At 71.3% G+C, this 21,525-nt stretch carries 26 protein-coding genes; 9 read left to right on the top strand and 17 right to left on the bottom strand.

Features of this window, described 5'->3' with window-relative positions; all coding sequences use genetic code 11:
- Positions 1-56: 56 nt before the first annotated feature.
- Positions 57-683, bottom strand: a complete 627-nt coding sequence (locus tag ACFV9W_RS10230; protein WP_385757510.1) for an HdeD family acid-resistance protein — start codon at positions 681-683, stop codon at positions 57-59.
- A gap of 116 nt (positions 684-799) precedes the next feature.
- Between ACFV9W_RS10230 and ACFV9W_RS10225 the strand changes: the two genes are divergently transcribed.
- Complete coding sequence (locus tag ACFV9W_RS10225) at positions 800-1,177, top strand: DUF488 domain-containing protein (protein WP_385757508.1); 378 nt, start codon at positions 800-802, stop codon at positions 1,175-1,177.
- A 272-nt stretch (positions 1,178-1,449) separates the two neighbouring features.
- Here ACFV9W_RS10225 and ACFV9W_RS10220 read toward each other — a convergent pair whose 3' ends face one another.
- From ACFV9W_RS10220 to ACFV9W_RS10175, 10 genes are all read right to left on the bottom strand, one after another.
- Entirely contained in the window at positions 1,450-1,809 is a 360-nt protein-coding gene (locus tag ACFV9W_RS10220; RefSeq protein WP_385757505.1) for a helix-turn-helix domain-containing protein, read from the bottom strand.
- A 61-nt stretch (positions 1,810-1,870) separates the two neighbouring features.
- Positions 1,871-2,449, bottom strand: coding sequence for a dihydrofolate reductase family protein (locus ACFV9W_RS10215; RefSeq protein WP_385757502.1), 579 nt, complete (start codon positions 2,447-2,449; stop codon positions 1,871-1,873).
- A 19-nt stretch (positions 2,450-2,468) separates the two neighbouring features.
- Positions 2,469-2,819: a luciferase family protein gene (locus tag ACFV9W_RS10210; RefSeq protein ID WP_385757500.1), complete on the bottom strand. Its 351-nt coding sequence runs from the start codon at positions 2,817-2,819 to the stop codon at positions 2,469-2,471.
- 54 nt (positions 2,820-2,873) lie between these two features.
- Positions 2,874-3,626 (bottom strand): SDR family oxidoreductase, encoded by a 753-nt coding sequence (locus tag ACFV9W_RS10205; RefSeq protein WP_385757497.1) that lies wholly within the window; start codon positions 3,624-3,626, stop codon positions 2,874-2,876.
- The gene (locus ACFV9W_RS10200) at positions 3,623-4,843 is read right to left on the bottom strand and encodes an acyl-CoA dehydrogenase family protein (protein ID WP_385757494.1); all 1,221 of its coding nucleotides are present in this window, start codon (positions 4,841-4,843) and stop codon (positions 3,623-3,625) included. Before ACFV9W_RS10200 ends, ACFV9W_RS10205 begins: the two co-directional genes overlap by 4 nt.
- A gap of 32 nt (positions 4,844-4,875) precedes the next feature.
- Positions 4,876-5,505, bottom strand: a complete 630-nt coding sequence (locus tag ACFV9W_RS10195) for an HAD family hydrolase (RefSeq protein WP_385757491.1) — start codon at positions 5,503-5,505, stop codon at positions 4,876-4,878.
- Positions 5,502-6,314: an SDR family oxidoreductase gene (locus tag ACFV9W_RS10190; RefSeq protein WP_385757489.1), complete on the bottom strand. Its 813-nt coding sequence runs from the start codon at positions 6,312-6,314 to the stop codon at positions 5,502-5,504. Before ACFV9W_RS10190 ends, ACFV9W_RS10195 begins: the two co-directional genes overlap by 4 nt.
- Before the next feature lie 76 nt (positions 6,315-6,390).
- Positions 6,391-7,893, bottom strand: coding sequence for a long-chain fatty acid--CoA ligase (locus ACFV9W_RS10185; RefSeq protein ID WP_385757486.1), 1,503 nt, complete (start codon positions 7,891-7,893; stop codon positions 6,391-6,393).
- 144 nt (positions 7,894-8,037) lie between these two features.
- Positions 8,038-8,841: an enoyl-CoA hydratase-related protein gene (locus ACFV9W_RS10180; RefSeq protein ID WP_385757483.1), complete on the bottom strand. Its 804-nt coding sequence runs from the start codon at positions 8,839-8,841 to the stop codon at positions 8,038-8,040.
- Positions 8,838-10,232 (bottom strand): MFS transporter, encoded by a 1,395-nt coding sequence (locus tag ACFV9W_RS10175; RefSeq protein WP_385757481.1) that lies wholly within the window; start codon positions 10,230-10,232, stop codon positions 8,838-8,840. Before ACFV9W_RS10175 ends, ACFV9W_RS10180 begins: the two co-directional genes overlap by 4 nt.
- Before the next feature lie 160 nt (positions 10,233-10,392).
- Here ACFV9W_RS10175 and ACFV9W_RS10170 point away from each other — a divergent pair, with 160 nt between their 5' ends.
- Both ACFV9W_RS10170 and ACFV9W_RS10165 read left to right on the top strand, forming a co-directional pair.
- Complete coding sequence (locus ACFV9W_RS10170) at positions 10,393-11,343, top strand: alpha/beta fold hydrolase (protein WP_385757478.1); 951 nt, start codon at positions 10,393-10,395, stop codon at positions 11,341-11,343.
- Positions 11,344-11,424: 81 nt separating this feature from the next.
- Positions 11,425-12,093, top strand: coding sequence for a TetR/AcrR family transcriptional regulator (locus ACFV9W_RS10165; RefSeq protein WP_385757475.1), 669 nt, complete (start codon positions 11,425-11,427; stop codon positions 12,091-12,093).
- Here ACFV9W_RS10165 and ACFV9W_RS10160 read toward each other — a convergent pair.
- Positions 12,051-12,653, bottom strand: a complete 603-nt coding sequence (locus ACFV9W_RS10160; RefSeq protein ID WP_385757473.1) for a PadR family transcriptional regulator — start codon at positions 12,651-12,653, stop codon at positions 12,051-12,053. The genes ACFV9W_RS10165 and ACFV9W_RS10160 overlap by 43 nt on opposite strands.
- Before the next feature lie 92 nt (positions 12,654-12,745).
- Here ACFV9W_RS10160 and ACFV9W_RS10155 point away from each other — a divergent pair, with 92 nt between their 5' ends.
- On the top strand, positions 12,746-13,147 hold the full coding sequence (locus tag ACFV9W_RS10155) for a nuclear transport factor 2 family protein (RefSeq protein ID WP_385757470.1): 402 nt from the start codon (positions 12,746-12,748) through the stop codon (positions 13,145-13,147).
- Positions 13,148-13,186: 39 nt separating this feature from the next.
- On the opposite strand, the gene ACFV9W_RS10150 is transcribed toward ACFV9W_RS10155, so the two are convergent.
- Both ACFV9W_RS10150 and ACFV9W_RS10145 read right to left on the bottom strand, forming a co-directional pair.
- The gene (locus tag ACFV9W_RS10150) at positions 13,187-13,636 is read right to left on the bottom strand and encodes a Zn-ribbon domain-containing OB-fold protein (RefSeq protein WP_385757467.1); all 450 of its coding nucleotides are present in this window, start codon (positions 13,634-13,636) and stop codon (positions 13,187-13,189) included.
- Between the two features lie 145 nt (positions 13,637-13,781).
- A complete protein-coding gene (locus ACFV9W_RS10145) occupies positions 13,782-14,456 on the bottom strand; it encodes a TetR family transcriptional regulator (protein WP_385757540.1) in 675 nt (224 codons plus the stop codon).
- 172 nt (positions 14,457-14,628) lie between these two features.
- On the opposite strand from ACFV9W_RS10145, the gene ACFV9W_RS10140 reads away from it, so the two are divergent.
- Both ACFV9W_RS10140 and ACFV9W_RS10135 read left to right on the top strand, forming a co-directional pair.
- On the top strand, positions 14,629-15,417 hold the full coding sequence (locus ACFV9W_RS10140; protein ID WP_385757465.1) for an electron transfer flavoprotein subunit beta/FixA family protein: 789 nt from the start codon (positions 14,629-14,631) through the stop codon (positions 15,415-15,417).
- 59 nt (positions 15,418-15,476) lie between these two features.
- Positions 15,477-16,439, top strand: a complete 963-nt coding sequence (locus ACFV9W_RS10135; protein WP_385757463.1) for an electron transfer flavoprotein subunit alpha/FixB family protein — start codon at positions 15,477-15,479, stop codon at positions 16,437-16,439.
- A gap of 36 nt (positions 16,440-16,475) precedes the next feature.
- Here the strand turns inward: ACFV9W_RS10135 and ACFV9W_RS10130 are convergent, their stop codons facing one another.
- Both ACFV9W_RS10130 and ACFV9W_RS10125 read right to left on the bottom strand, forming a co-directional pair.
- Positions 16,476-17,045, bottom strand: coding sequence for a hypothetical protein (locus tag ACFV9W_RS10130; protein WP_385757460.1), 570 nt, complete (start codon positions 17,043-17,045; stop codon positions 16,476-16,478).
- Between the two features lie 142 nt (positions 17,046-17,187).
- Positions 17,188-17,646, bottom strand: coding sequence for a Crp/Fnr family transcriptional regulator (locus tag ACFV9W_RS10125; protein WP_385757457.1), 459 nt, complete (start codon positions 17,644-17,646; stop codon positions 17,188-17,190).
- 225 nt (positions 17,647-17,871) lie between these two features.
- On the opposite strand from ACFV9W_RS10125, the gene ACFV9W_RS10120 reads away from it, so the two are divergent.
- Both ACFV9W_RS10120 and ACFV9W_RS10115 read left to right on the top strand, forming a co-directional pair.
- Positions 17,872-19,008 carry a D-alanyl-D-alanine carboxypeptidase family protein gene (locus tag ACFV9W_RS10120; RefSeq protein ID WP_385757454.1) on the top strand — a complete coding sequence of 379 codons (1,137 nt, stop codon included), beginning with the start codon at positions 17,872-17,874 and terminating at the stop codon, positions 19,006-19,008.
- The gene (locus tag ACFV9W_RS10115; RefSeq protein WP_385757451.1) at positions 18,996-19,643 is read left to right on the top strand and encodes a class F sortase; all 648 of its coding nucleotides are present in this window, start codon (positions 18,996-18,998) and stop codon (positions 19,641-19,643) included. Before ACFV9W_RS10120 ends, ACFV9W_RS10115 begins: the two co-directional genes overlap by 13 nt.
- Before the next feature lie 31 nt (positions 19,644-19,674).
- On the opposite strand, the gene ACFV9W_RS10110 is transcribed toward ACFV9W_RS10115, so the two are convergent.
- Positions 19,675-20,043, bottom strand: a complete 369-nt coding sequence (locus tag ACFV9W_RS10110) for an ArsR/SmtB family transcription factor (RefSeq protein WP_385757449.1) — start codon at positions 20,041-20,043, stop codon at positions 19,675-19,677.
- Positions 20,044-20,171: 128 nt separating this feature from the next.
- Here ACFV9W_RS10110 and ACFV9W_RS10105 point away from each other — a divergent pair, with 128 nt between their 5' ends.
- A complete protein-coding gene (locus ACFV9W_RS10105) occupies positions 20,172-21,518 on the top strand; it encodes an MFS transporter (RefSeq protein WP_385757446.1) in 1,347 nt (448 codons plus the stop codon).
- The last annotated feature ends 7 nt before the right edge of the window (positions 21,519-21,525 follow it).

The raw sequence follows: 21,525 nt of genomic DNA, 5'->3' as shown, positions 1-21,525 counted from the left end.
CCCCGCTGGATCAGCGGGGCCCTCGCCTTATGCGCTGCGCGCCGGGTCGGCCGCGGTCACACCCCGGAGGGGATGTCCTTGGCCCGCTTGCGGACCGCGAACGACGTGCCGATCTCCACGAAGCCGACCACGAGCAGCCAGATGCCGGTGACCAGCGTGAGCACCGCCAGGGTCTCGAACGGCGACACGATCAGGACGACACCGGCGAGCGCGGTGATGACACCGAGGAAGATCTGCCAGCCGCGGGTGGGCATGGCGGGGTCGGAGGCCGCGGCGACGGTCTGCGTGATGCCGCGGAACAGCCAGCCGATGCCGATCCACAGGGCGAGCAGCAGCGTCGACTCCATCGCGTCGCGGAAGCAGAACAGGCCGAGGAGCACCGAGAGGGCGCCGCTGATGAAGCCGATGACACGCATCCCGGCCGTCGCGTGCGTACCGAACGCGGCGACGAGCTGGAAGATGCCGCTCACCAGCAGGTACACGCCGAACAGGACGCCTGCCACGCGCAGCGACGCGCCCGGCCAGGACAGGACGAGCACGCCGAGGATCACCGAGGCGATGCCCATGAGCAGCACGGCCTGCCAGGCGGACTGGGCGAGTCTGCCGAGCGGCCCCTGCCCCAGCGGGGCGTCGCCGCCGGGCGTCCGGTGGGGAGTCTGCGGGTCGTACGGTGCTTGGGTCATGCTCGACTGTCGCTACGGAACCTCGGGCTCCGCCATCGCGCATGGGCCGAACGGCTGACGCCCGGCCCTCCCTCGCACCCACGGCGCACCGCGGGCGTACGCAGCACAATGGGCCCATGACCGCACATCATGGCTCCGGATCCTTCGCCGTCCGCCGGGTCTACGATCCGGCCGCCCCGGCCGACGGCACCCGCCTGCTGGTCGACCGGCTCTGGCCGCGCGGCGTCTCTAAGGAGCGCGCCGACGTCGACGAGTGGCTGAAGGACATCGCGCCGTCGAAGGAGCTGCGCTCCTGGTACCACGCGGACAAGGCGGACCGCTACGACTCGTTCGCCGAACGCTATGCGGCGGAGCTGGCCGAACCGGAGCGCGCCGAACTCGTGGAGCGGGTGCGCGGCCTGGCGAAGCAGGGCCCGGTGACGCTCGTGACGTCGGTGAAGGACATCGAGCACAGCCATGTGCCGGTGCTGCGGCGCCACCTCGAGGAAGGCTAGGGCCCTTCTGACGGATCAGGCTGGATGCGTGAGGCCGCCACGTGCGGTGCCGGTGAGCGGGGCCTGGTGCGTGCAGCTGCAAGGCGGAGGAGGGCGTCAACGCGAAGGGGGCACCTCCCGCCCGAGCCTGGCGGAGCCTGGTTCGAGGGTGGGGGAGTTGGCAACCGACGACAACGCCGAAGGGGGTCCCCCCTGCTCCTTAAGAGCTTGGGGGAGTGCGTGCCAGGGTCCGCGACTCCAGCAAGATCCGTCAGAAGAGCCCTGAGCCCGGGTCAGGCGGCGAGGCAGACCGTGCCCCGCGAGCCCCGCCCGGACACGGTGACACCAGTGGCGGAGACCAGCCGGACCGGTCGCGCCGCGTGCGCCAACTCGCCCTGTGCGAGGGCCAGTACGTCGACGAGCCCGAGCCCGAGCGCTCCCGCCACGGCGGCCAGCATCTCCGACGACGGCTCCTTGCGCCCGCGCTCGATCTCCGACAGGTAGGGCATGGAGATCCCGGCGACGTCCGCCACGTCCTGCAGCGTCCGCCCCTGCGCCCGCCTGCGGCGCCGCAGCACCCCGCCGACGACATGGCGCCACAGTGGCTCCTGGGACGGAGCGGGACGGGGGCGCGGGCTCTCCTGGATGCTCATCGGCCCACCGTACGAGGGCGCGGGAGGCCCGCGCCCCGCACTTCGCCCACGGCGATATCGCTCAGCCCCGGTCGCGCTCGTGCCGCAGCAGGACGACCCCGTTGCCGAACGTGTGCGTCTCCGCGAGACGCAGGGGGCGCACGGCGAAGCTCTCCGCCGGGTGGAACATGGGAGTGCCCGTGCCGATCATGACCGGGTGCACGTACACCCGGAACTCGTCCACGAGGTCGTGGTCGAGGAAGGTCCGCGCCAGATTCGCCCCGTCGATGACCAGGTCACCGCCGGACTGTTCCTTGAGCGCGCGGATCGCCTCGGGCGCCACCTCCGGCATGACCGTGGTGTGCCACTCGGCGGGCCCCGGCTTCAGCGTCCGGGAGAACACGATCTTCGGGATCTCGCGCCAGATGCCCGCGAATTCGGCGGTGGCGGGTGATGCCTCGGGGTCCTTGTCGGCCGTGGGCCAGTAGTCGGCCATGAGCTCGTGCGTGACGCGGCCGGCCAGGATGCCGCCGAAGGAGCCGCACACATCGTTCATGTGCTGGTGCAGTTCCTCGTCGACCCGGTGCCAGCCGATGTCCCGGCCGGGGCCCTCCATATAGCCGTCGAGGGAGATGCCCATCATGAAAACGATCTTGCGCATCGGCGCTCGCCTCTCGTCGCTAACAGCGCTCCCAGTCACACGGAGGTGAAGGGGTGGCGTGCGCATCGTGTTCCTTCAGGGCGACGCTCACCAGGCTCAGCAACAGCTGCACATCCGTGTCGCATTCGAGAAGCACGGTAATCCAGGAGGCCCCCGGTTGCACCCTGATGGCACTGTTGTGTCGCAATTGGGGCAGCAGTCGCTGCACGGCCGACGACGTCAGATACAGATCCGCGCAGTCGTCGGCATGGAAGTGCACAAGGTCGTGGCCCGCCGCGCGGAACGCATGCCCAACCGAGCACTGGGGCGGGCCACTTACCAGGGTCGGCCATGTTCCGAGCTCGGTCATGGCGCGCTGGGCCGCGGTCATGCCTCCATCCTCGCGCACGCTTCACCTGGAGGACCACCCCCATCCATCACGCCGTTACAGCGGGCCGGAGCCGACCAGTTGCCCGCCGTCGACGACGAGGGTCTCCCCGGTGATCCAGCGGGCGCCCTCCCCGGCGAGGAAGGCGACCGCCTCGCCGATGTCCTCGGGTTCGCCGATCCGGCCGAGCGGTGTCGCGCCCGCGACGGCCTCCTCGTTGTCCTGCCACAGCGCCTCGGCGAGGCGGGTGCGCACGACGCCGGGGGCGATGGCGTTCACCCGTACCTTGGGGCCGAGTTCGAGGGCGAGGTGCTTGGTGAGGTGGATGAGGGCGGCCTTCGAGACGTGGTAGATCCCGACGTCCTTGGCGACCGAAAGTCCCCCGATGGAGGCAGTGTTGACGACGCTCCCGCCGTGTTCACCCATCCAGGCCCGCACGGCGAGCGACGTCCACAGGATCGGCGCCCACAGGTTGACGTCCATGGTCTTGGCGAAGCGCGCGTGGTCCTGGTCGACGATCGGGCCGTACGCCGGGTTCGTACCGGCGTTGTTGACGAGGACGTCGAGGCGGCCGTACGTCGCCACGACGTGCTCGACGCAGGCGCGGGCGGCGTCCTCGTCGGTGGCGTGCGCCCCGAACCCCTCGACGCCGTCGCCGAGTCGACGTGCCGCTTCCTTCGCTCGGTCCTCGTCGCGCGAGGTCACCACGACGCGGGCGCCGCGGTCGCGCAGGGCGCCGGCCGCCGCGAGGCCGATGCCTCGCGACGCGCCGGTCACCACCGCGACCTTCCCCTCAAGGGAAGAGGTCACTTCTCACCCCGTTCCTTCTGCCGGCGGCGCAGCTCGCGCCGGGCGATCGTCCGCTTGTGCACCTCGTCGGGGCCGTCGGCCAGGCGCAGGGTGCGCAGGTGCGCGTACATGCTGGCGAGCGGGAAGTCGTCGGAGACGCCGCCGCCGCCGTGCACCTGAATGGCGCGGTCGACGATCTTCAGCGCGACGTTCGGAGCGGCGACCTTGATCGCGGCGATCTCGGTGCGCGCCTCCTTGTTGCCGACGGTGTCCATCAGGTGGGCGGCCTTGAGCGTGAGCAGTCGCGCCATGTCGATCTCGATGCGGGCCTCGGCGATCCAGTCCTGGATGTTGCCGCGGTCGGCGACCGGGGAGCCGAAGGTCGTACGGGCCTGGGCCCGGTCGATCATCAGGTCGAGGGCGCGCTCGGCCATGCCGATGGCGCGCATGCAGTGGTGGATGCGGCCGGGGCCGAGCCGGGCCTGGCTGATCATGAAGCCGTCGCCCTCGCCGGAGAGCAGGGCGGTGGCCGGGACCCGTACGTTCTCGAAGAGCACCTCGGCGTGGCCCTCGCGGTCCTGGTACCCGAAGACGGGCAGGCCGCGCACGATGGTGACGCCGGGGGTGTCGATCGGCACGACCATCATCGACTGCTGGTGGAAGGCGGGCCCGTCGGGGTCCGTCTTGCCCATGACGATGAGGACCTTGCAGTTGGGGTGCAGGGCGTTGGACGTCCACCACTTGCGGCCGTTGAGGACGTAGTCGTCGCCGTCGCGCTCCATCCGCATCTGGATGTTGCTGGCGTCGGAGCTGGCCACGGCGGGCTCGGTCATGGCGAACGCGGAGGCGATCTCACCGTTGAGCAGCGGCTTGAGCCACTTCTCCTTGTGCTCCTCGGTGCCGAAGAGGGTGAGGACCTCCATGTTGCCGGTGTCCGGCGCGTTGCAGTTGGTGGCCTCGGGGGCGAGGCCCGCGCTGCGGCCCATGATCTCGGCGAGCGGCGCGTACTCGAGGTTGGTGAGCCCGGGGCCCCACTCGGGGTGCGGGCTGAACAGGTTCCACAGGCCGCGCTTCTTCGCCTCGGTCTTCAGCTCCTCGATGACCGGCGGGTGGAAGTGCGGGTCGCCGGACTCCGCCATCTGCGCGGCGTAGACGGCCTCGGCCGGGTAGATGTGCTCGTCCATGAAGGCGAGCAGCTTCTCCTGGTACTCCTTGCCCCTGGCGGTCTGTTCGTACATGGGTGGTCCCTCCGAAGTCTTTTCGTACGGTGTCACACGCGGCTCGACGCGCCCAGCAGGCGGTCGAGTTCGGCGGATGTCGTGGCGGCGTCGCGGTGGACGACCCCGGCGATGCCGATGCGGGCCGCGGACGTGATGTTCTGTTCCAGGTCGTCGACCATGACGGTCTGTTCGGGTGCGACGCCGAGGCGTTCGCAGGCGATGGCGTAGGCGCGCCGCGAGGGTTTGCGGACGCCGATCTCGCCGGAGATGGTGACGGCGTCGAAGAGCGCGGGCAGGTCGAAGCCCGCGTAGCAGTCGTCGCCGAGGGAGTTGGAGAGCAGTCCGACGCGGTGCCCTTCGGCACGCAGCTTCGCGACGAGGGCGACCATGTCGGGGTCGGGTCGCAGGTTCGCCTGCATGCGGGTGACGAGACCGGCGGCCTCGACGTCCGCGCCGTGGGCACGCAGCCGGGCGGCGAAGCCCTCCTCGAACTCGGCCTGTCCGATGAGGCCCTTCTCGTGCTCGACGAGCAGGGCGCTGCTCTCCTTGTCGTGCGTCAGCAGGCGCAGCAACAGGCCGGGTTCACCGGTGAGTTCGCGCCCGAGATACTCGAAGGCGTCGATGAGGCTTGTGGTGAGGACACCGCCGAAGTCGAAGAGGACGGCGCTGCGCGCGGTCATCGCACGGACTTCTGGTAACGGCGCATGCCGCGCAGCCAGCGGTCGTAATCGCTGCCCTTGTGGCGGTAGAAGTCGAGCACCTGCGGGTGCGGGAGGACGAGGAAGCGCTCGTCGGCGACGGCCGCGAGCACCTCGTCGGCGACATCGAGCGGCTTGAGCAGGTTCCCGGCGTCCAGCACGGCGCGGGCCGCGGCCTGCTCGGTGGGGTCGGCGGAACGGGTGCCCGCCATCAGCAGCTCGGTCTCGACACCCTGCGGGCACAGACAGCTGACGCGCACACCCTCGTCCCCGTACGTGACCGAGAGCCACTCGGAGAAGGCGACGGCGGCGTGCTTGCTGACGGAGTACGTCGCCGAGCCGATCTGCGTGAGCAGGCCGGCGGCGGACGCGGTGGAGAAGAAGTAGCCCTCACCCCGCTCGACCCAGCCCGGCACGAGGAGCTTCGCGGCGCGCACATGCGCCTTCACGTTGATGTCGAGCGCGCGGTCCCACTCCTCCTCGGAGGCGTCGAGACCGGCGCCGCCGCTGATCCCGGCGTTGGCGAAGTACAGGTCGACGGGCCCGAAGCCTTCCTCCGCCGCCGCGATGAGGCCGCGCAGGTGCTCGGTGTCGCCCGCGTCCCCGGCCAGGCCCGCCACGCGTCCTTCGTGGCTCCCGGCGAGCCGCCGCACGGTCTCGTCCAGGCGGCCCGCGTCGAGGTCGGTGAGCAGCACACCTCGGGCGCCGGCCTCCAGCAGGCGCTGGGCCACGGCGGCGCCGATCCCCCCGGCGGCTCCGGTCACGATCGCGACCTTGTCGTTGATCAACATCCCGCTGTCCGCTCCTTCGCTTCCTTCGTCCCACCCGGTGCGTGCCACTCACCGTACTTGAATCCGACGTCAAGTTCTAGAGAGCCCTGACGACGGCCGGGTCGATGGCGCGCTTGAGGATCTTTCCGGTGGCCCCCTTCGGCAACTCGTCGACCACGGCGAGCAGATGGGGCACCTTGTACGCGGACAATCGCTCCTTGGCCCAGGACCGCAGCGCCCGCACATCGAGGGCATCGGCGCCGGGGCGCAGGGCGACGACGGCCGCGACCTCCTCGCCGTAGTGCGGGTCGGGCACTCCGATGACGGCGGCCTCGACGATGTCGGGATGCTCGTACAGCACCTCTTCGACCTCGCGCGGATACACGTTGTAGCCGCCGCGGATGACGAGGTCCTTCTTGCGGTCGACGATGCGCAGATCGCCCGCGGCGTCGAGGGATCCGAGGTCACCGGTCCGCAGCCAGCCGTCGGCGTCGAGAGCCTCGCCGGTCGCGTCGGGCCGGTTCCAGTACCCCTTCATGACGACGGGTCCCTTGATGTGCACCTCACCCACCTCCCCCGGCGGCAGCTCGGCGCCCGCGTCGTCGCGCACGGCGACCTCGCAGCCCGGCAGGGCGCGCCCGACCGTCCCCGGACTGGCCGGTTCGCCCGCGAGGTGACAGGTCCCCGCGCCAGTCGTCTCGGTGAGTCCGTACCCCTCGACGATGGTGCAGCCGAACCGTTCCTCGAAGGCCCGCATGACCTCGACGGGCAGGGAGGCACCACCGGAGGAGGCGAGCCGCAGGCCCGCGAAGTCGGCCTGCGCGTCGTCGGTGGCCCTCAGCAGCGCGTTCCACATGGTCGGCACGCCGGCGATGAAGGTGGGCCGGTCGCGCCGGATGAGCGCCGCCATCGCCCCGGCGTCGAACCGTTCGAGCAGGGTGAGGGAGCCGCCCGCGCGCATGGCCGTCCCCATCACGCAGGCCTGCCCGAACACGTGGAAGAGCGGGAGCCCGGTGACGGCGCGGTCGTCGGGGCCGATGGCGTGGATGTCGCAGAAGATCGCGGCGCAGGATTCGAGATTGCCGTGGGTGAGCTGGGCACCCTTGGGTTTGCCCGTGGTTCCGGAGGTGTAGAGGAGGGCGGCGGTGTCGTGGGCTTCGGCGGGGATCGGTTCGGGGGTGGCTGCGGCGGTCGCGATCCCGCCCAGCCCTGCGCTCAACTCCCGGAAGGGCACGCCAAGTTCGTCGGCGGTGCGGCGGGACACCGGGGCGAGCGCACTCCACGCCAGCACGAGCCGCACGTCGGCGTCCCGTCCCAGGTACGTCAACTCGCGCTCGGTGGCCATGGTGTTGGCCGTGACCGCGATGGCTCCCGAGGCCAGGACCCCGTAGTACGCCATGGCGAACTCGGGCACGGACGGCGCGACGAGCAGCACGCGGTCACCGGGCCGGACGCCGTGCGCGTCCAGCAACTCCCGTACGGCCGAGGCGCGTTCACGCAGCTGCCCGTATGTCCAGACAGCGGACGCCGAACCGCGCAGTGCGATCCGGTCGGGGGCGGAGGCGGCGTGGGTCCAGATGGATGCGGAGGCGTTGGTCATGCGGAACCTTTCCGAATGAGATTCCAGGCCGCAGCAACGACGGGCCGCCGCCACGGTGGGTATTTTCGAGCCCCTGCGGCGATTGAGCAGCGGGGCCCGGGGCAGAGCCCCGCGACCCCGCGCCGGGGTGACCGCTCCCTCGAGTCAGGTCGGCCCCAACGGCCGAAACACCGGCTCCCGCCCCTCCAGATAGCTCCGTACACCCTCCGCCGCGTCGGGCCGCCCGAACGACTCCTCCATGAGCGCCTCTGCCCTGCGCGCCGCCCCCTCGAAGTCCGTCTCGAACGCCTCGCTGAGCTGCTGCTTCATCACGCTGATCGATGCCGGCGAGCACCAGGTCGCGAGCTCCGTGGCGTAGGCGACGGCCTCGTCGAGCAGCGCGTCCTGCCCGACGACCCGGTTGACGAGCCCCATCTCGTACGCCTCCGTGCCGCGCACGACCCGCCCCGAGAACAGCAGGTCCGCCGCGCGTGCGGGCCCAATGACACGCGGGAGCAGCCACGCGATCCCGTACTCGGCGATCAGCCCGCGGCGCGCGAACGACGTGGTGAACTTGGCGTCCGGCGTACTGAACCGGATGTCGAAGTACAGCGCCTCGACGAGGCCGAGGCCCGCCGCCGCCCCGTTGATCGCGCCGATCAGCGGCTTGCGCAGGGTCAGCGGGAACCAGCGGGGCCGCTCCCTCTTCGGCCGTTCCTCGCTCGCCGCGTCGGCCGAGTCGATCCGCGCCAGCTCGGCCATGTCGGCGCCCGCGCAGAACCCGCGGCCCGCCCCGGTCACGACGACCGCGCGCACCTCGGGGTCGGCCTCCGCCTCGTCGAGGAGCGCGAAGTAGCGGTCCTCCAGCTCATTGGTCCAGGCGTTGAGCCGGTCGGGACGGTTGAGCGTCACCACGGTGACGGCGCCCCGCCGCTCGGCATACGCCAGGTCCTGCTCGGTCGTCGTCACGTTCGCGCTCCTTCCACGGTGCCCGGCACCGCTGTCGGGTCCTCGCGCACCTCGCGCGGGTTGGTCTCGCGCAGCACATAGGCGCAGCCGAAGGTGAGCAGGCCCATCACCGCGACGAACACGGACACCCAGGTGGTGCCGCCGGTGCCGCCGACGATCGCGGTCATGATGAGCGGGGTGCCGCCGCTGATGGTGAGGGCGGCGAGCTGGTAGGCGAGCGAGGCACCGGAGTAGCGCACGCGCGGCTCGAAGAGTTCACCGATGTACGCGGCGAGCGGCCCGTACGTGAGGGACTGGCCGAACCCGCCGATCAGGACGGCGACGCCGAGCCACAGCAGGGAACCGGTGTTGACCAGCCAGAAGTAGGGGAACGCCCACAACACGATGATCGCGGCCCCGACGAGCACGGCGGGCCTGCGTCCGACCCGGTCGGACAGCCACCCCGCCCACAGCACGAACAGGGCGCCGACGGCGGTCACCGGGAGCGCGACCAGGAGGATGGAGTCCTTGTCGAGGCCGAGGTGCTCGGCGGCGTAGCTGATGACACCCGCGATGCTGATGTAGAAGAGGCAGTTGGTGCCGGCGAGGAGTCCCGCCGCGAGCAGCACGGTGCGCCACTTGGTGCGGATCACCTCGACGACGGGCGCCCGGGCCACCTTCTCCTTGTCGCTCTTCGCGGCGGCCTGCTCGGCCATGGCCCGGAACTCGGGCGAGTCCTCGACCTTGTTCTGCACGTACATCACGACGGGCAGCAGCACGGCGCTCACCAGGAACGGGATGCGCCACCCCCAGCTCAGGAACGCCTCGTCCGAGGTGACCGCGCTCGAGAGGAGGAAGACCCCGTTGCCGAGGCACACTCCGATCGAGACACCCATCTGCCCGAAGGTGCCCGCGTATCCCTTGCGTTTGGGTGAGGCGGACTCGGTGAGCAGCAGCGCGATGCCGCCCCACTGGGCGCCGCAGGCGAGGCCCTGCACGAAGCGCAGCAGCACCAGGAGCAGCGGCGCGGCGGCGCCCAGGACCCCGGCGCCCGGCAGACAGCCGATGAGGAACGTACAGGCGCCCATCAGCGCCATGGACAGGACGACCATCGCCTTGCGGCCGTGCCGGTCGCCGAGGTGTCCCGCGACGACTCCGCCGATCGGCCGGGCGACGAAGCCCGCCCAGAACGTGCTGAACGACAGCAGGGTGCCGGTCAGCGCCGAGGAGTCGGGGAAGAAGACCTGCGGGAAGACCAGCGCGGCGGCCGTCCCGTAGAGAAAGAAGTCGTACCACTCGATGGAACTTCCGATGAGTCCGGCGGCAAGTAGCTTGCCCGAGGCGCGCGCCGGAGCTGTCCCGGCGGCTGCCTGCTCGGAGCCTTTTCTGGGCTGTGCGGTGGGCGGATTCACGTGCGGGGCTCCTCCGTCGTCCGGACATGTCACGACCGCTGTGGCCTGCGGCCGCCCCCCTGTATATTTGAACCCAACGTCAACTTCAATACCTTGAACATGCCCTTGAACAGGGACTGTTCAAGTTGTCACCCGGTGCCGAGTTCGAGGAGTTGCCCAGATGACCACCCCCTCCCCCGTGACCGAGTGGAAGCGCGTGGCCTCTCGGCAGGTCGACGTGAACGGGATCTCGCTGCGCGTCTTCGAGCACGGCCCGGCCAATGCCGACCAGCACGACAAGCCGCTGGTGGTGCTCTGCCACGGCTTCCCGGAGCTGGCCTTCTCGTGGCGCCATCAGGTGCTCGCGCTCGGCGCCGCGGGGTACCGGGTGCTCGCCCCCGACATGCGGGGGTTCGGCGGCAGCTCGCGGCCTGAGGATGTCGACGCGTACGACACGCTCACCATCTGTGGGGACCTCGTCGGGCTGCTCGATGCCGTGGGCGCGGACGACGCGGTGTTCGTGGGGCACGACTGGGGTGCGCAGGTGGTGTGGCAGATGGCGCTCGCGCACCCGGAGCGGGTGCGGGGTGTGGTCGGGATGAGCGTGCCGGTGGCGCCCCGCTCCCCCGTGGCGCCGCTGCCCGTCATGCGGCGGCGGCTCGGCGACGCCTTCTACATGGTGTGGTTCCAGGAGTCGGGTGTCGCCGACCGCGCCCTCGCGCAGAACGTGCGCAGGACGCTGGTGACACGGGAGATCTGGTCCGCCGAGTGGGCCGGGCGCCCGGACGAGAACTTCCCGCCGGCGCCGTGGCTGAGCGAGGAGGAACTCGCCTATTACGTCGAGGAGTTCGAGCGCACCGGGTTCACCGGCGGCCTCAACTACTACCGGAACATGGACCGCACCTGGGAGCTGACGGAGCGCCTCGCCGGACGCACCATCGACTGCCCCTCCCTGTTCGTCACCGGGTCCGCGGACCCGGTGGGCCGGTTCATGCCCGCCGACCGGCTCGAGGAGGTGCTGACCGATCTGCGCGGGCGCGTCGTGCTCGACGGGGCGGGGCACTGGATCCAGCAGGAGCGGGCCGGCGCGGTCAGCTCCGCTCTCCTGGAGTTCCTCGCGGATGTCGGCTGATACGATCCGCAGCCACCGGTGGGTGCACACCCTCTGAGGAATGTTCGCCCACCAGTGGAAACACGAACGGAGGGACCCGCGTTGGCTGCCCACGCCCCGGCCGCAGACGGCGGACAGAAGCAACCCATCACACCGCGCAGCGCCCGCGGCGTCCGCACGCGCAACGCGCTGGTCGCCGCCGCCCGCGAGGTGTTCGAGCGCGACGGGTATCTCGACGCCCGGATCACGGACATCTCCAAGGCCGCACATGTCGCGTCCGGCTCGTTCTACACGTACTTCAACAGCAAGGAAGAGATCTTCCAGGCGCTCGTGGCGCAGGTGCAGGAGGAGATGCTCCACCCGCATCTGCGCGAGCGCACCGGCATCACCGATCCGCGCGAGATGATCGACGCGTCGAACCGCGAGTATCTGCGCGCCTACAAGAAGAACGCCCGCCTCATGGCGCTCTTCGAGCAGGTCGCGCAGGTCGACGAGACGTTCAAGCAGCTGCGCATCGAGCGGGGCAACGCGTTCGCGCGCCGCAACGCCAAGCTGATCCGCTCCCTTCAGGACGCGGGCGCGGCCGACCCGGCCCTCGACCCGCTGGTGACGGCGCACGCCCTGTCGGTCATGGTGAGCCGCATGGCGTACCTGGTCTTCGTCCTCGGCCAGCGCATCCCGTACGAGAAGCTGGTGACGACGCTCAACAAGATCTGGGAGAACGGGCTTCAGCTCAAGGAGCCCGAGCCCTCCGGGGACCCGGAGGGCTGAGCGGAGCGGGCGGCGCGCCGCTCCAGGATCTCCAGGACGCGCCGCCCCCAGCGCAGGTTCTCCTCCTCGAAGGAGATGCCGCGCAGCAGTGTCAGATAGGGGCCGATCCGCTCCCCGTCGGCGAGGAAGTCGTCCTCGTCCAGTTCGCCGAGCAGATGCCGCCGCACCCGCTCGTAGCGGGCGAGCTTCCCGCGCGCCCAGTCCATGCGCTCCTCGATGTGCGCCCGGACGGCGGCGAGTTCACCGACGTCGACGGCCTGCACCTGCACCATGAGTTCGTCGCGCAGCGCGAGCGGCCTGGGCTGCCGCCGCGTGAACGCCGCGAGGCCGGCGCGGCCGGCCGCGGACAGCGTGAACATCCGCTTGTTCGGCCTGCGCTCCTGCGGCACCACCCGGGCGTCGATCAGCCCGTCGGCGGTCAGCCGCTCCAGCTCCCGGTAGAGCTGCTGGGGCGTCGCCGCCCAGAAGTTCGACACCGAGACGTCGAAGATCTTCGCCAGGTCGTAGCCGGAGGCCTCGCCTTCCAGCAGCGCGGACAGGACGGCGTACTTGAGCGACATGTGGACACCATACAGCGATGCGATTACTGTCACCCGCACCTATTCAACTTGTTGCCTATGAAGTCGATGGGCGAGGAACCGAGGTGGCACCCATGCATCCTTTCCGTGCGGCCGTGGAGAAGGACGATCTCGACGCGGTCGAGGCCATGCTGGCCGAGAACGTCGTCTTCACCAGCCCCGTCGTATTCAAGCCCTACCCGGGCAAGGCGATCACCGCGGCGATCCTGCGCGGTGTCACCCGCGTCTTCGAGGACTTCCGCTACGTGCGGGAGATCGGCGACGCCGAGGGGCGGGACCACGTGCTCGTCTTCGAGGCGCGGGTCGGCGACCGGAAGATCACCGGCGCCGACTTCCTGCACTTCGACGAGGACGGCCTCATCGACGACTTCATGGTGATGGTGCGTCCGCTGTCCGCCGCGCAGGCCCTGGCCGAGGCGATGGGCGCGCAGTTCGACCGGATCGCCGAGGAGGCCGCGGGGGCCGGCGGGGCCTGAGCGGCAACGACGATCGTCAGTCGGTACGGGTCGCCGGGTTCAGCGCAGGTCGTAGTCGACGGCGAAGTCGTCCTCGAGCTCGAAGAAGACCTCGCCGGAGTCGGCGGCCGCGTTCGCCACGGGGCGCACGGTGGCACCGAGCCACACCATGTGCGGTGCGGTGCCCACGATGCGGCAGGGCACGACGAAGTCCTCGGGGAAGCGGACCAGTGCCTCATTGCGCGCGACTCCGGTGCCGCGGTGGACGACGCGGGACTGGACCACGACGCCGGGACCCGCACTGTGCTCGGTCTTCAACTCGCTCGACGCGCAGACCGGACACAACAGCCGCCGGAAGGACGGGGTACGACACCAACGGCAGCGCTGGTAGGCGAATCCCGTGTCGGCGTCCGCACCGTCGCTACCGACCGAACCGTGCGGGGCACCCTTGACGCCCTCGCCACCCTTCGGCGCCATGACGCCGATGCCGCTCGTGAACGTCCCTGACATCACTGACATCCTTCGGCCTCCCGCACTCGCCGGCGCGCGCCGGGCGGCAGTGCCTCGACGCCCTGTCAGCGTATGACACTCAGTGCCAGGCGGTAAAGACACTGAGTACCATCAAGTTGCTTCGGGCTCCGTTCCCGGGCGTCTCTCAGTCGTCCCGCAGCGCCGATTCCACCCGCTGGATGACCCGCCACATCGGGGCACCCTTGGTCGCCACCATCACGACGACGTCCTCCTGTTGGGGCTCGGGCGCACCCGCGCCGGCGGCCCCCTCCCCCCAGGTCCGCCGCACGAGCCGCAGCGCGCGGTCGACCGCGTCCTCGGCGTCGCCCTCGCCGCCCGAACGCAGCCAGGAGCGCAGGCCGTTGTTGTGCGCGGCGACGACGGAGGCGGCCACCACCTCGGCCCGCAGCGAAGCGTCTGCGGCATCGGCCCAGCGCCGCCGCAGATACCCGGCGAGCATCCGCTCGTAGCGCCGCACGACGGACAGTTCGTAGGTCCGCAGGCCCGGCACCTCGCGGGTCAACTTGTAGCGCTGCACGGAGAATTCGGGGTTCGTGGAGTAGACGCGCAGCACCAGGCAGGCGGCGTCGCACACCACGTCCACGGCGTCGCTCTCGTCGCTCGCGGCGTCGAGGAACGCCGTCATGTCGGCGAGGCAGCTCTCGTGGTCCGGGAAGACCGCGTCCTCCTTGGACGGGAAGTAGCGGAAGAACGACCGCCGCCCGACCCCGGCCCGCGCCACGATGTCGTCCACGGTCGTCCGCTCGAACCCGCGCTCCGTGAACAGCTGGAACGCCGCCTCGGCCAGCACCTCCCGCATGGGTGCCTTCTTCTGTGCCCCGTTGACCTCGCGTGCCTCGCTCATGCCGGGAACGTAACACCGGACCACCCCTCATGGCACTAGGTACCTTTACAGAGGGAACTGAGTGCCATACGTTGGCGGAAGTAGTTGGACGACTGCAGTAGGGCAGCAGGGCAGTGGAGGAGTCGGCGTGAGCTTGAGGATCGTTGTCACCGTGAAGTACGTGCCGGACGCCACGGGCGACCGGGGTTTCGCCGATGACCTGACGTTGGACCGTGACGATGTCGACGGTCTGCTGTCGGAGCTGGACGAGTACGCGGTGGAGCAGGCGCTGCAGATCTCGGAGAACTCCGATGACGACGTGGAGGTCACGGTCCTGACCGTGGGTCCCGAGGACGCGAAGGACGCGCTGCGCAAGGCGCTGTCGATGGGTGCGGACAAGGCGATCCACGTGGAGGACGACGACCTGCACGGCACGGACGCGATCGGTACCTCGCTCGTTTTGGCGAAGGCGATCGAGAAGGCCGGCTTCGACCTGGTGGTCTCCGGTATGGCGTCCACGGACGGCACGGCGGGCATCGTGCCGGCGCTGGTCGCCGAGCGGCTGGGTGTGCCGCAGGTGACGCTGCTGTCCGAGGTCGCGGTCGCCGGCGGCAAGGTGACGGGGCGCCGTGACGGTGACACCGCCTCCGAGCAGCTCGAGGCGTCCCTTCCGGCCGTGGTGTCGGTGACGGACCAGTCGGGTGAGGCCCGCTACCCCTCGTTCAAGGGGATCATGGCGGCGAAGAAGAAGCCGGTCGAGGCGTGGGACCTGGAGGACCTGGACCTGGAGGCCGAGCAGGTCGGCCTCGAGGGTGCCTGGACGAAGGTCGCTTCCGCGGACGAGCGTCCGGCGCGCACCGCGGGCACGATCGTCAAGGACGAGGGCGAGGGCGGCAAGCAGCTCGCCGAGTTCCTCGCGGGCCAGAAGTTCATCTGAGCTTCAGCCGTACCCACCCATCGCCCAAGTTCTTTGTGATTGCAGGAGATTGAAGTCCCATGGCTGAAGTTCTGGTCTTTGTCGACCACGTGGACGGTGCCGTCCGCAAGCCCACCCTGGAGCTGCTGACCCTCGCGCGCCGCATCGGTGACCCGGTCGCCGTCGCGCTGGGCAACGGCGCCGCCGACACCGCCGCCGCGCTCGCCGAGCACGGCGCCGTCAAGGTCCTGACGCACGAGGCCGCCGAGTACGCCGACTACCTCGTCGTGCCGAAGGTGGACGCGCTGCAGGCCGCCTACGACGCGGTGTCCCCGGCCGCCGTGCTGGTGCCCTCGTCCGCGGAGGGCAAGGAGATCGCCGCCCGCCTGGCGCTGCGCATCAAGTCGGGCATCATCACCGACGCCGTCGACCTGGAAGCCGGTGACGGCGCCCCGGTGGCCACCCAGTCGGTGTTCGCCGCCTCGTACACCACCAAGTCGACCGTGAGCCAGGGCACGCCGGTCATCACCGTCAAGCCCAACTCCGCCCCCGTCGAGCCGGCCCCCGCCGCCGGTACGGTCGAGGCGCTTGCGGTGTCGTTCTCCGAGCAGGCGACGGGCACCAAGGTCACCTCGCGCACCCCGCGTGAGTCGACGGGCCGTCCGGACCTGACCGAGGCCGCGATCGTGGTCTCCGGTGGCCGTGGCGTCAACGGTGCCGAGAACTTCTCGGTCATCGAGGCCCTTGCCGACTCCCTGGGCGCGGCCGTGGGCGCCTCGCGCGCCGCCGTGGACGCGGGCTGGTACCCGCACTCCAACCAGGTCGGCCAGACCGGCAAGAGCGTCTCGCCGCAGCTGTACATCGCTTCCGGCATCTCCGGCGCGATCCAGCACCGCGCGGGCATGCAGACGTCCAAGACGATCGTCGCGATCAACAAGGACGCCGAAGCGCCGATCTTCGACCTCGTCGACTACGGCGTCGTCGGCGACCTCTTCGACGTCGTCCCCGCCCTCACGGAAGAGGTCAAGACCCGCAAGGGTTGAGGGAGTTCGTCACCACCGCCGCGCCCGGGACGACCATCACGTCTCCTGGGCGCGGCGGCGTGCGTAGTACCCGGCCGCGCCCAGCGCGCCCGCGATGAGGACCCCGCCCAGGGCGAGTTGCGCGACGCTCAGCGTGCCCAGCGACCCGCCGGCACCGGCCTTCACCCCGCCCAGTTCGGTGCTCCCCCGCCCCGACACGGTGAGCGTCTGCCGCACCTCGGTGCCGCTCTCGCAGGTCACGGTGATCGGGAACGTTCCGGACCTGGCGCCCGTCGGCACCTTGAACTGGCCCGTGACCGAGCCCTCCTGCGTCGCCGTCTGCAAGGGGAACTCGCCCGCTCCGAGGCTGTCGGCGTACCCCGTCGCGATCCGGTCCTCGCCGCAGGCGCTCGTGTTCGCCGTGACGCTCGCGCCCGGCCCCGGGTCGGCGGGCACGAGTTCCAGCGTTCCCGAGGTGTCGTCGACGGGCCGGCTCTCGGTCCACGACGTGTCGGTGCTCCACGGATCGTCGTCCGCCGCCCGGGCCACCGAGGGGCATGCCAGCGCCCCGAAGGCGAGTGCGGCCGCGGCGACGGCGGCGGTCGGCCAGGACGCGGTGCGGCCCATGCGGATCCTCTCGGCGGGCCCGGCGGACGGACCACGGATGTTCGGATGCTCCGCGACCGATCCCACCGCGTGGAGGCGCCCACCGCCTGTCGAGGCGTCGAGTCGGGTGACACGGACGCCCCCACGGGAACCGCTCGAACGCCTAGAGCGCCTGGATGCGCCCGTGCGTCCGATGCGCCTCGACCAGCTTGACCCGCGCCGACTCCAGCCGGTGCGCCATCACCTCGGCCACCGCGTGCAGCACCGCCACACCGAGCCGCGGTTCCCGCTCGCACAGCGCCCGCACCTCGGCGCCGTCGAACTCGTAGGCACGCACCGGGCTGAACGCCTCCGCGCCGAAGTCCCACTCGTAAGGCTGGAACAGCCAGGACCAGCCCAGCAGGTCACCCGGGCCGAGCGGGTCGATGGGGAGCAGGGTGCGGTCGGAGACGCGGACGTCGAGGGTCACCATCCCCGTCCGGATGATCCAGAACCGGTCCGCCCGGTCCCCCTCCTCGAAGATCCGGGTGTCCTGGGCGAACGAGACCTCTGTGGCCAGGGGCAGCAACCGGTCGCGGTCCGCGTGCGAGAGCCGGTTCAGGAGTCGTGTCTGGGCCGTCATGGCGGCCACCTCCACCGTCGTGTCATTCCAGCGTACGTACGTCACGTTCGTGGCCCGCCCGGCTCGGCGGGGAGGAGCACGGCCGCACCGGGCGGCGCGGCCGTCACCCGAACAGCGTATTTCCGGGCCGTACCGTGCGCACCTCGTGGCGGGCGTCCCCCGTGTGCGCGGGCCGTATGGCGTACGTGGAGCGCGGTTGCGCCGAGCCGGTTCTACGTTTCCGGCATGGCGTCATTCTTCCGCTTTCGCCCTGTCCTGAGCAGGGCCGTTGTCACGTGCGGCGTGTGTGCGACGGTGTCCGTCGCCGCCGTCGGCCCGGCCGGTGCCGACCCTATGGTGCCCGACCCGCCGGCCCCGCCGTCCAAGCTGTCCGCGCTGTCGTGGGAGGTCATGGACGCGCGCACCGGTGACGTCCTCGCCGCGAAGGCGCCGCACCGCAGGCTGCCGCCCGCGAGCACGCTCAAGGCGCTGTTCGCCCTGACCGTGCTGCCGAAGCTGCGCCAGGACGAGGTGCACCGGGCGACGTACGGGGATCTCTCCGACGTCGCCCCGGGCAGCAGCCTCGTCGGGGTCGACGAGGGGCAGCGCTACACGGTGGCCGACCTGTGGCGCGGCGTGTTCCTCAGCTCGGGCAACGACGCCGTGCACACCCTCGCCCACATGAACGGCGGGGTCTCCCGCACCGTCGCGCAGATGCAGGCGACCGCCCGCCGGATCGGCGCCCACGACACCCAGGTCCGCTCCCCCGACGGCTACGACACCCGCGGCCAGTTCTCCTCGGCCCACGATCTGGCGCTGATCGCCAGGGAGGGCCTCAGGAACCACGACTTCCGGCGCTACATGGCCACGAAGTGGGCGCGCTTCCCCGCGGCCGGCGGCCCGCGGGCGTTCGGGATCGAGAACACCAACCGGCTCCTCGTGGGCTCGCACGGGGTGAAGCCGTATCCGGGCCTGATCGGCGTCAAGAACGGCTACACGTCCAAGGCCGGCAACACCCTGATCTCCGCTGCGACGCACGAGGGGCGCACGGTGCTGGTGACCGTCATGAACCCGCGGGCCGGGGACTTCAACGCGGTCTACGAGGAGAGCCGCGCGCTGCTCGACTGGGGTGCGCAGGCGGCGCCGTTGCACGCGCAGCAGGTGGCGGCGTCCCGGCCCCCGTCCGCTCCGCAGCAGTTGGCCGCGGCCGCCCCGGCGCCCGCGCCCGCCACGGGCCCCGAGGCGGCCGACACATCGAGCGGGCTCGGCCGCCACCTCGGCGCGGCGACCGGCCTGCTCGCCCTGGCGGTTCTGCCGGTGCTCCTCGGCAGGCGGCTGCGCCGACGACGGCACCAGAGCGGGGCGCGCCGATGCCTGCGATAGCCGAGTCCCCGCCTGCGGTGCGGAGCCGCCGCCCCACCTGGTCCTTCCTCGCGGCGACGCTGCTCGCCGGCGTCCTGCTGGTGCACCACGGGATCTCCGGGGAGGGGCCGCCCCAGCCCGAACCCGGCGCGGCGAAGCTCGGCACCACGACGCCTCCCGCCGACCCGCTGCCCGCGGCGGCGCCGCAGCGCATCCGCATCCCCGAGATCGGTGTGGACGCTCCGCTGACACGCGTCGGCCGGGACCCGGAGGGCTGGCTGGACGCGCCGCCGCCGGACAAGGCGAACCTGGCGGGCTGGTTCCCGGGCGCGGTCACGCCTGGCGAGCGCGGCACGGCGGTCGTGGACGGGCATGTCGACAACGCGGAGGGCCGCGCCGTCTTCTACGGCCTCGGCGCGCTCAAGAAGGGCGAGCACATCGAGATCGACCGGGCGGACGGGAAGACGGCCGTGTTCGAGATCCACGGCATCGATGTCGTCGACAAGAAGCGCTTCCCGTCCCGCCGCGTCTACGGCGACACCGGCCTGCCCGAACTCCGCGTCATCACCTGCGGCGGCACGTACAGCAAGAGCACCGGGTACGCGGGGAACGTCGTCCTCTACGGACTGCTGACCTCGGTCCGCGACCGTACGTGACGCAAGAGCTGCCCGGTCGCGCGCCTCTCAGTCAGTCGTGCGGGGCCTCTCCGGTCACCCGGTGGTCCGCGTGGCTCAGCGCCTCCGTCACCAGGCGCCGCAGGTGCCCGTCGGTGAGGCGGTAGTGCATGTGCCGGCCCTCGCGGCGCGCCTCGACCAGGCCCGCGAGCCGCAGCTTCGCCAGGTGCTGGCTGACGGCCGTGCGCGAGGCGGCGACGCGGTCGGCGAGCGAGCCCACGTCCGACTCCTCCAGGGCGAGCAGCCACAGCACGTGCAGCCGGGTCGCGTCCGACAGCAGGGCGAACACCCGTGTCGCCTCGGCGAGTCGGGCGGCGTCGGGCTCGCGCGGGTGCGCGACGGCCGCGTGGGCCGCGGCGGGGGTCGGGTCGCTTGCGGGCATGGCCCCAGCCTAGAGCCCTGGTCATACGGCTCTTGTGCGAACGGCCCACCCGGTGTTCCATACTCGTCATGTGCGCAGGTGCGCACATGACGAGTATTCTGGCGACGCAGCCTTCGGGAGGGCCCCGCATGCTCACGGTTCTGCGCCACCGCACGTACCGCCGGCTGTTCGGCGCCCAGGTCGTCGCGCTGGTGGGCACCGGCCTCGCCACCGTCGCGCTCGGGCTCCTGGCGTACGACATCGCCGGGGCGGACGCGGGGGCCGTGCTCGGCACCGCCCTGGCGATCAAGATGACGGCGTATGTGCTGGTCGCCCCGCTGGTGGGGGCGTTCGCGGAGCGGCTGCCGCGGCGCGCGGTGCTGGTGGGCTCCGATCTGCTGCGGGCGGGCGTGGCCCTGATGCTGCCGTTCGTGGACCAGGTGTGGCAGGTCTACGTCCTGGTGTTCGTGCTGCAGTCCGCCTCGGCCGTGTTCACGCCCACGTTCCAGGCAATGATCCCGGACGTGCTGCCCGACGAACGTGACTACACGCGCGCGTTGTCGCTCGCCCGGCTCGCGTACGACATGGAGAGCCTGTTCAGTCCGGCGCTCGCCGCGGCGCTGCTGTCCGTGCTCTCGTACCACCGGCTGTTCACGGGAACGGTCGTGGGTTTCCTCGCCTCCGCCGCGCTGGTGGTCTCGGCGACGCTGCCCGAGCGCGCGCCCGCTCCCCCGCGCGCAGGTGGGGTGTTCGCCAGGGCGACGGCCGGGACCCGGCTCTTCCTCGCACTCCCGCAGCTGCGCGGTCTGCTGGCGCTGAACCTGGCCGTGGCGGCGGCGAGCGCGCTGGTCACCGTCAACTCCGTCGTCTACGTAAGGGACTTCCTGGGCCTGCCGTCGGGCGCGCTGCCGGTGGCGCTGGGGGCGTACGGGGCCGGGTCGATGGCGGTGGCGCTCGTGGTGCCGCGTGTGCTGGAGCGGGTCGGCGAGCGGGCGGTGATGGTGCGCGGGGCGCTGGCGCTGGGCGCGGTGTTCGTGGCCGTCGGGGTCATCACGGCGGCACAGAGCGGGAGTTGGCGGGTGCCGGCGCTGCTCGCCGCGTGGGCCGCGTTCGGTGGCGCGTGCTCGATGGTGCTCACGCCGACAGGGCGGCTGGTCCGGCGGGCCGCGCCGGAGCGGGAGCGTACGGCCGCGTTCGCCGCGCAGTTCTCCCTGTCGCACGCGTGCTGGCTGCTCACGTACCCGCTGGCCGGATGGCTGGGCGCGCGGGCCGGTCTCGGCGCCGCCGTGGCCGGGCTCTCGGTGGTGGCGGTGGGCGCGGGCATCGCGGCGGCCCGCTTGTGGCCGGTGGCCGCGGACGGGTCGGTCCCGGAGGTGGAGCACGAGCACGTGGGGCTCGCCGCGGACCATCCGCATGTGCGCGACGCGGTGCGGGTCGGCGAAGGCTGGCGGCACAGCCATCGCCGGTTCGGCGACGCGCTGCACGCGACCCGCTGAGCCGGTC

This window comes from Streptomyces sp. NPDC059897, from assembly GCF_042730865.1.
Classification (GTDB): Bacteria; Actinomycetota; Actinomycetes; order Streptomycetales; family Streptomycetaceae; genus Streptomyces.
The sequence above is the reverse complement of the archived record's forward strand: the minus strand, read 5'-3'. Positions and strand labels throughout refer to the sequence as shown.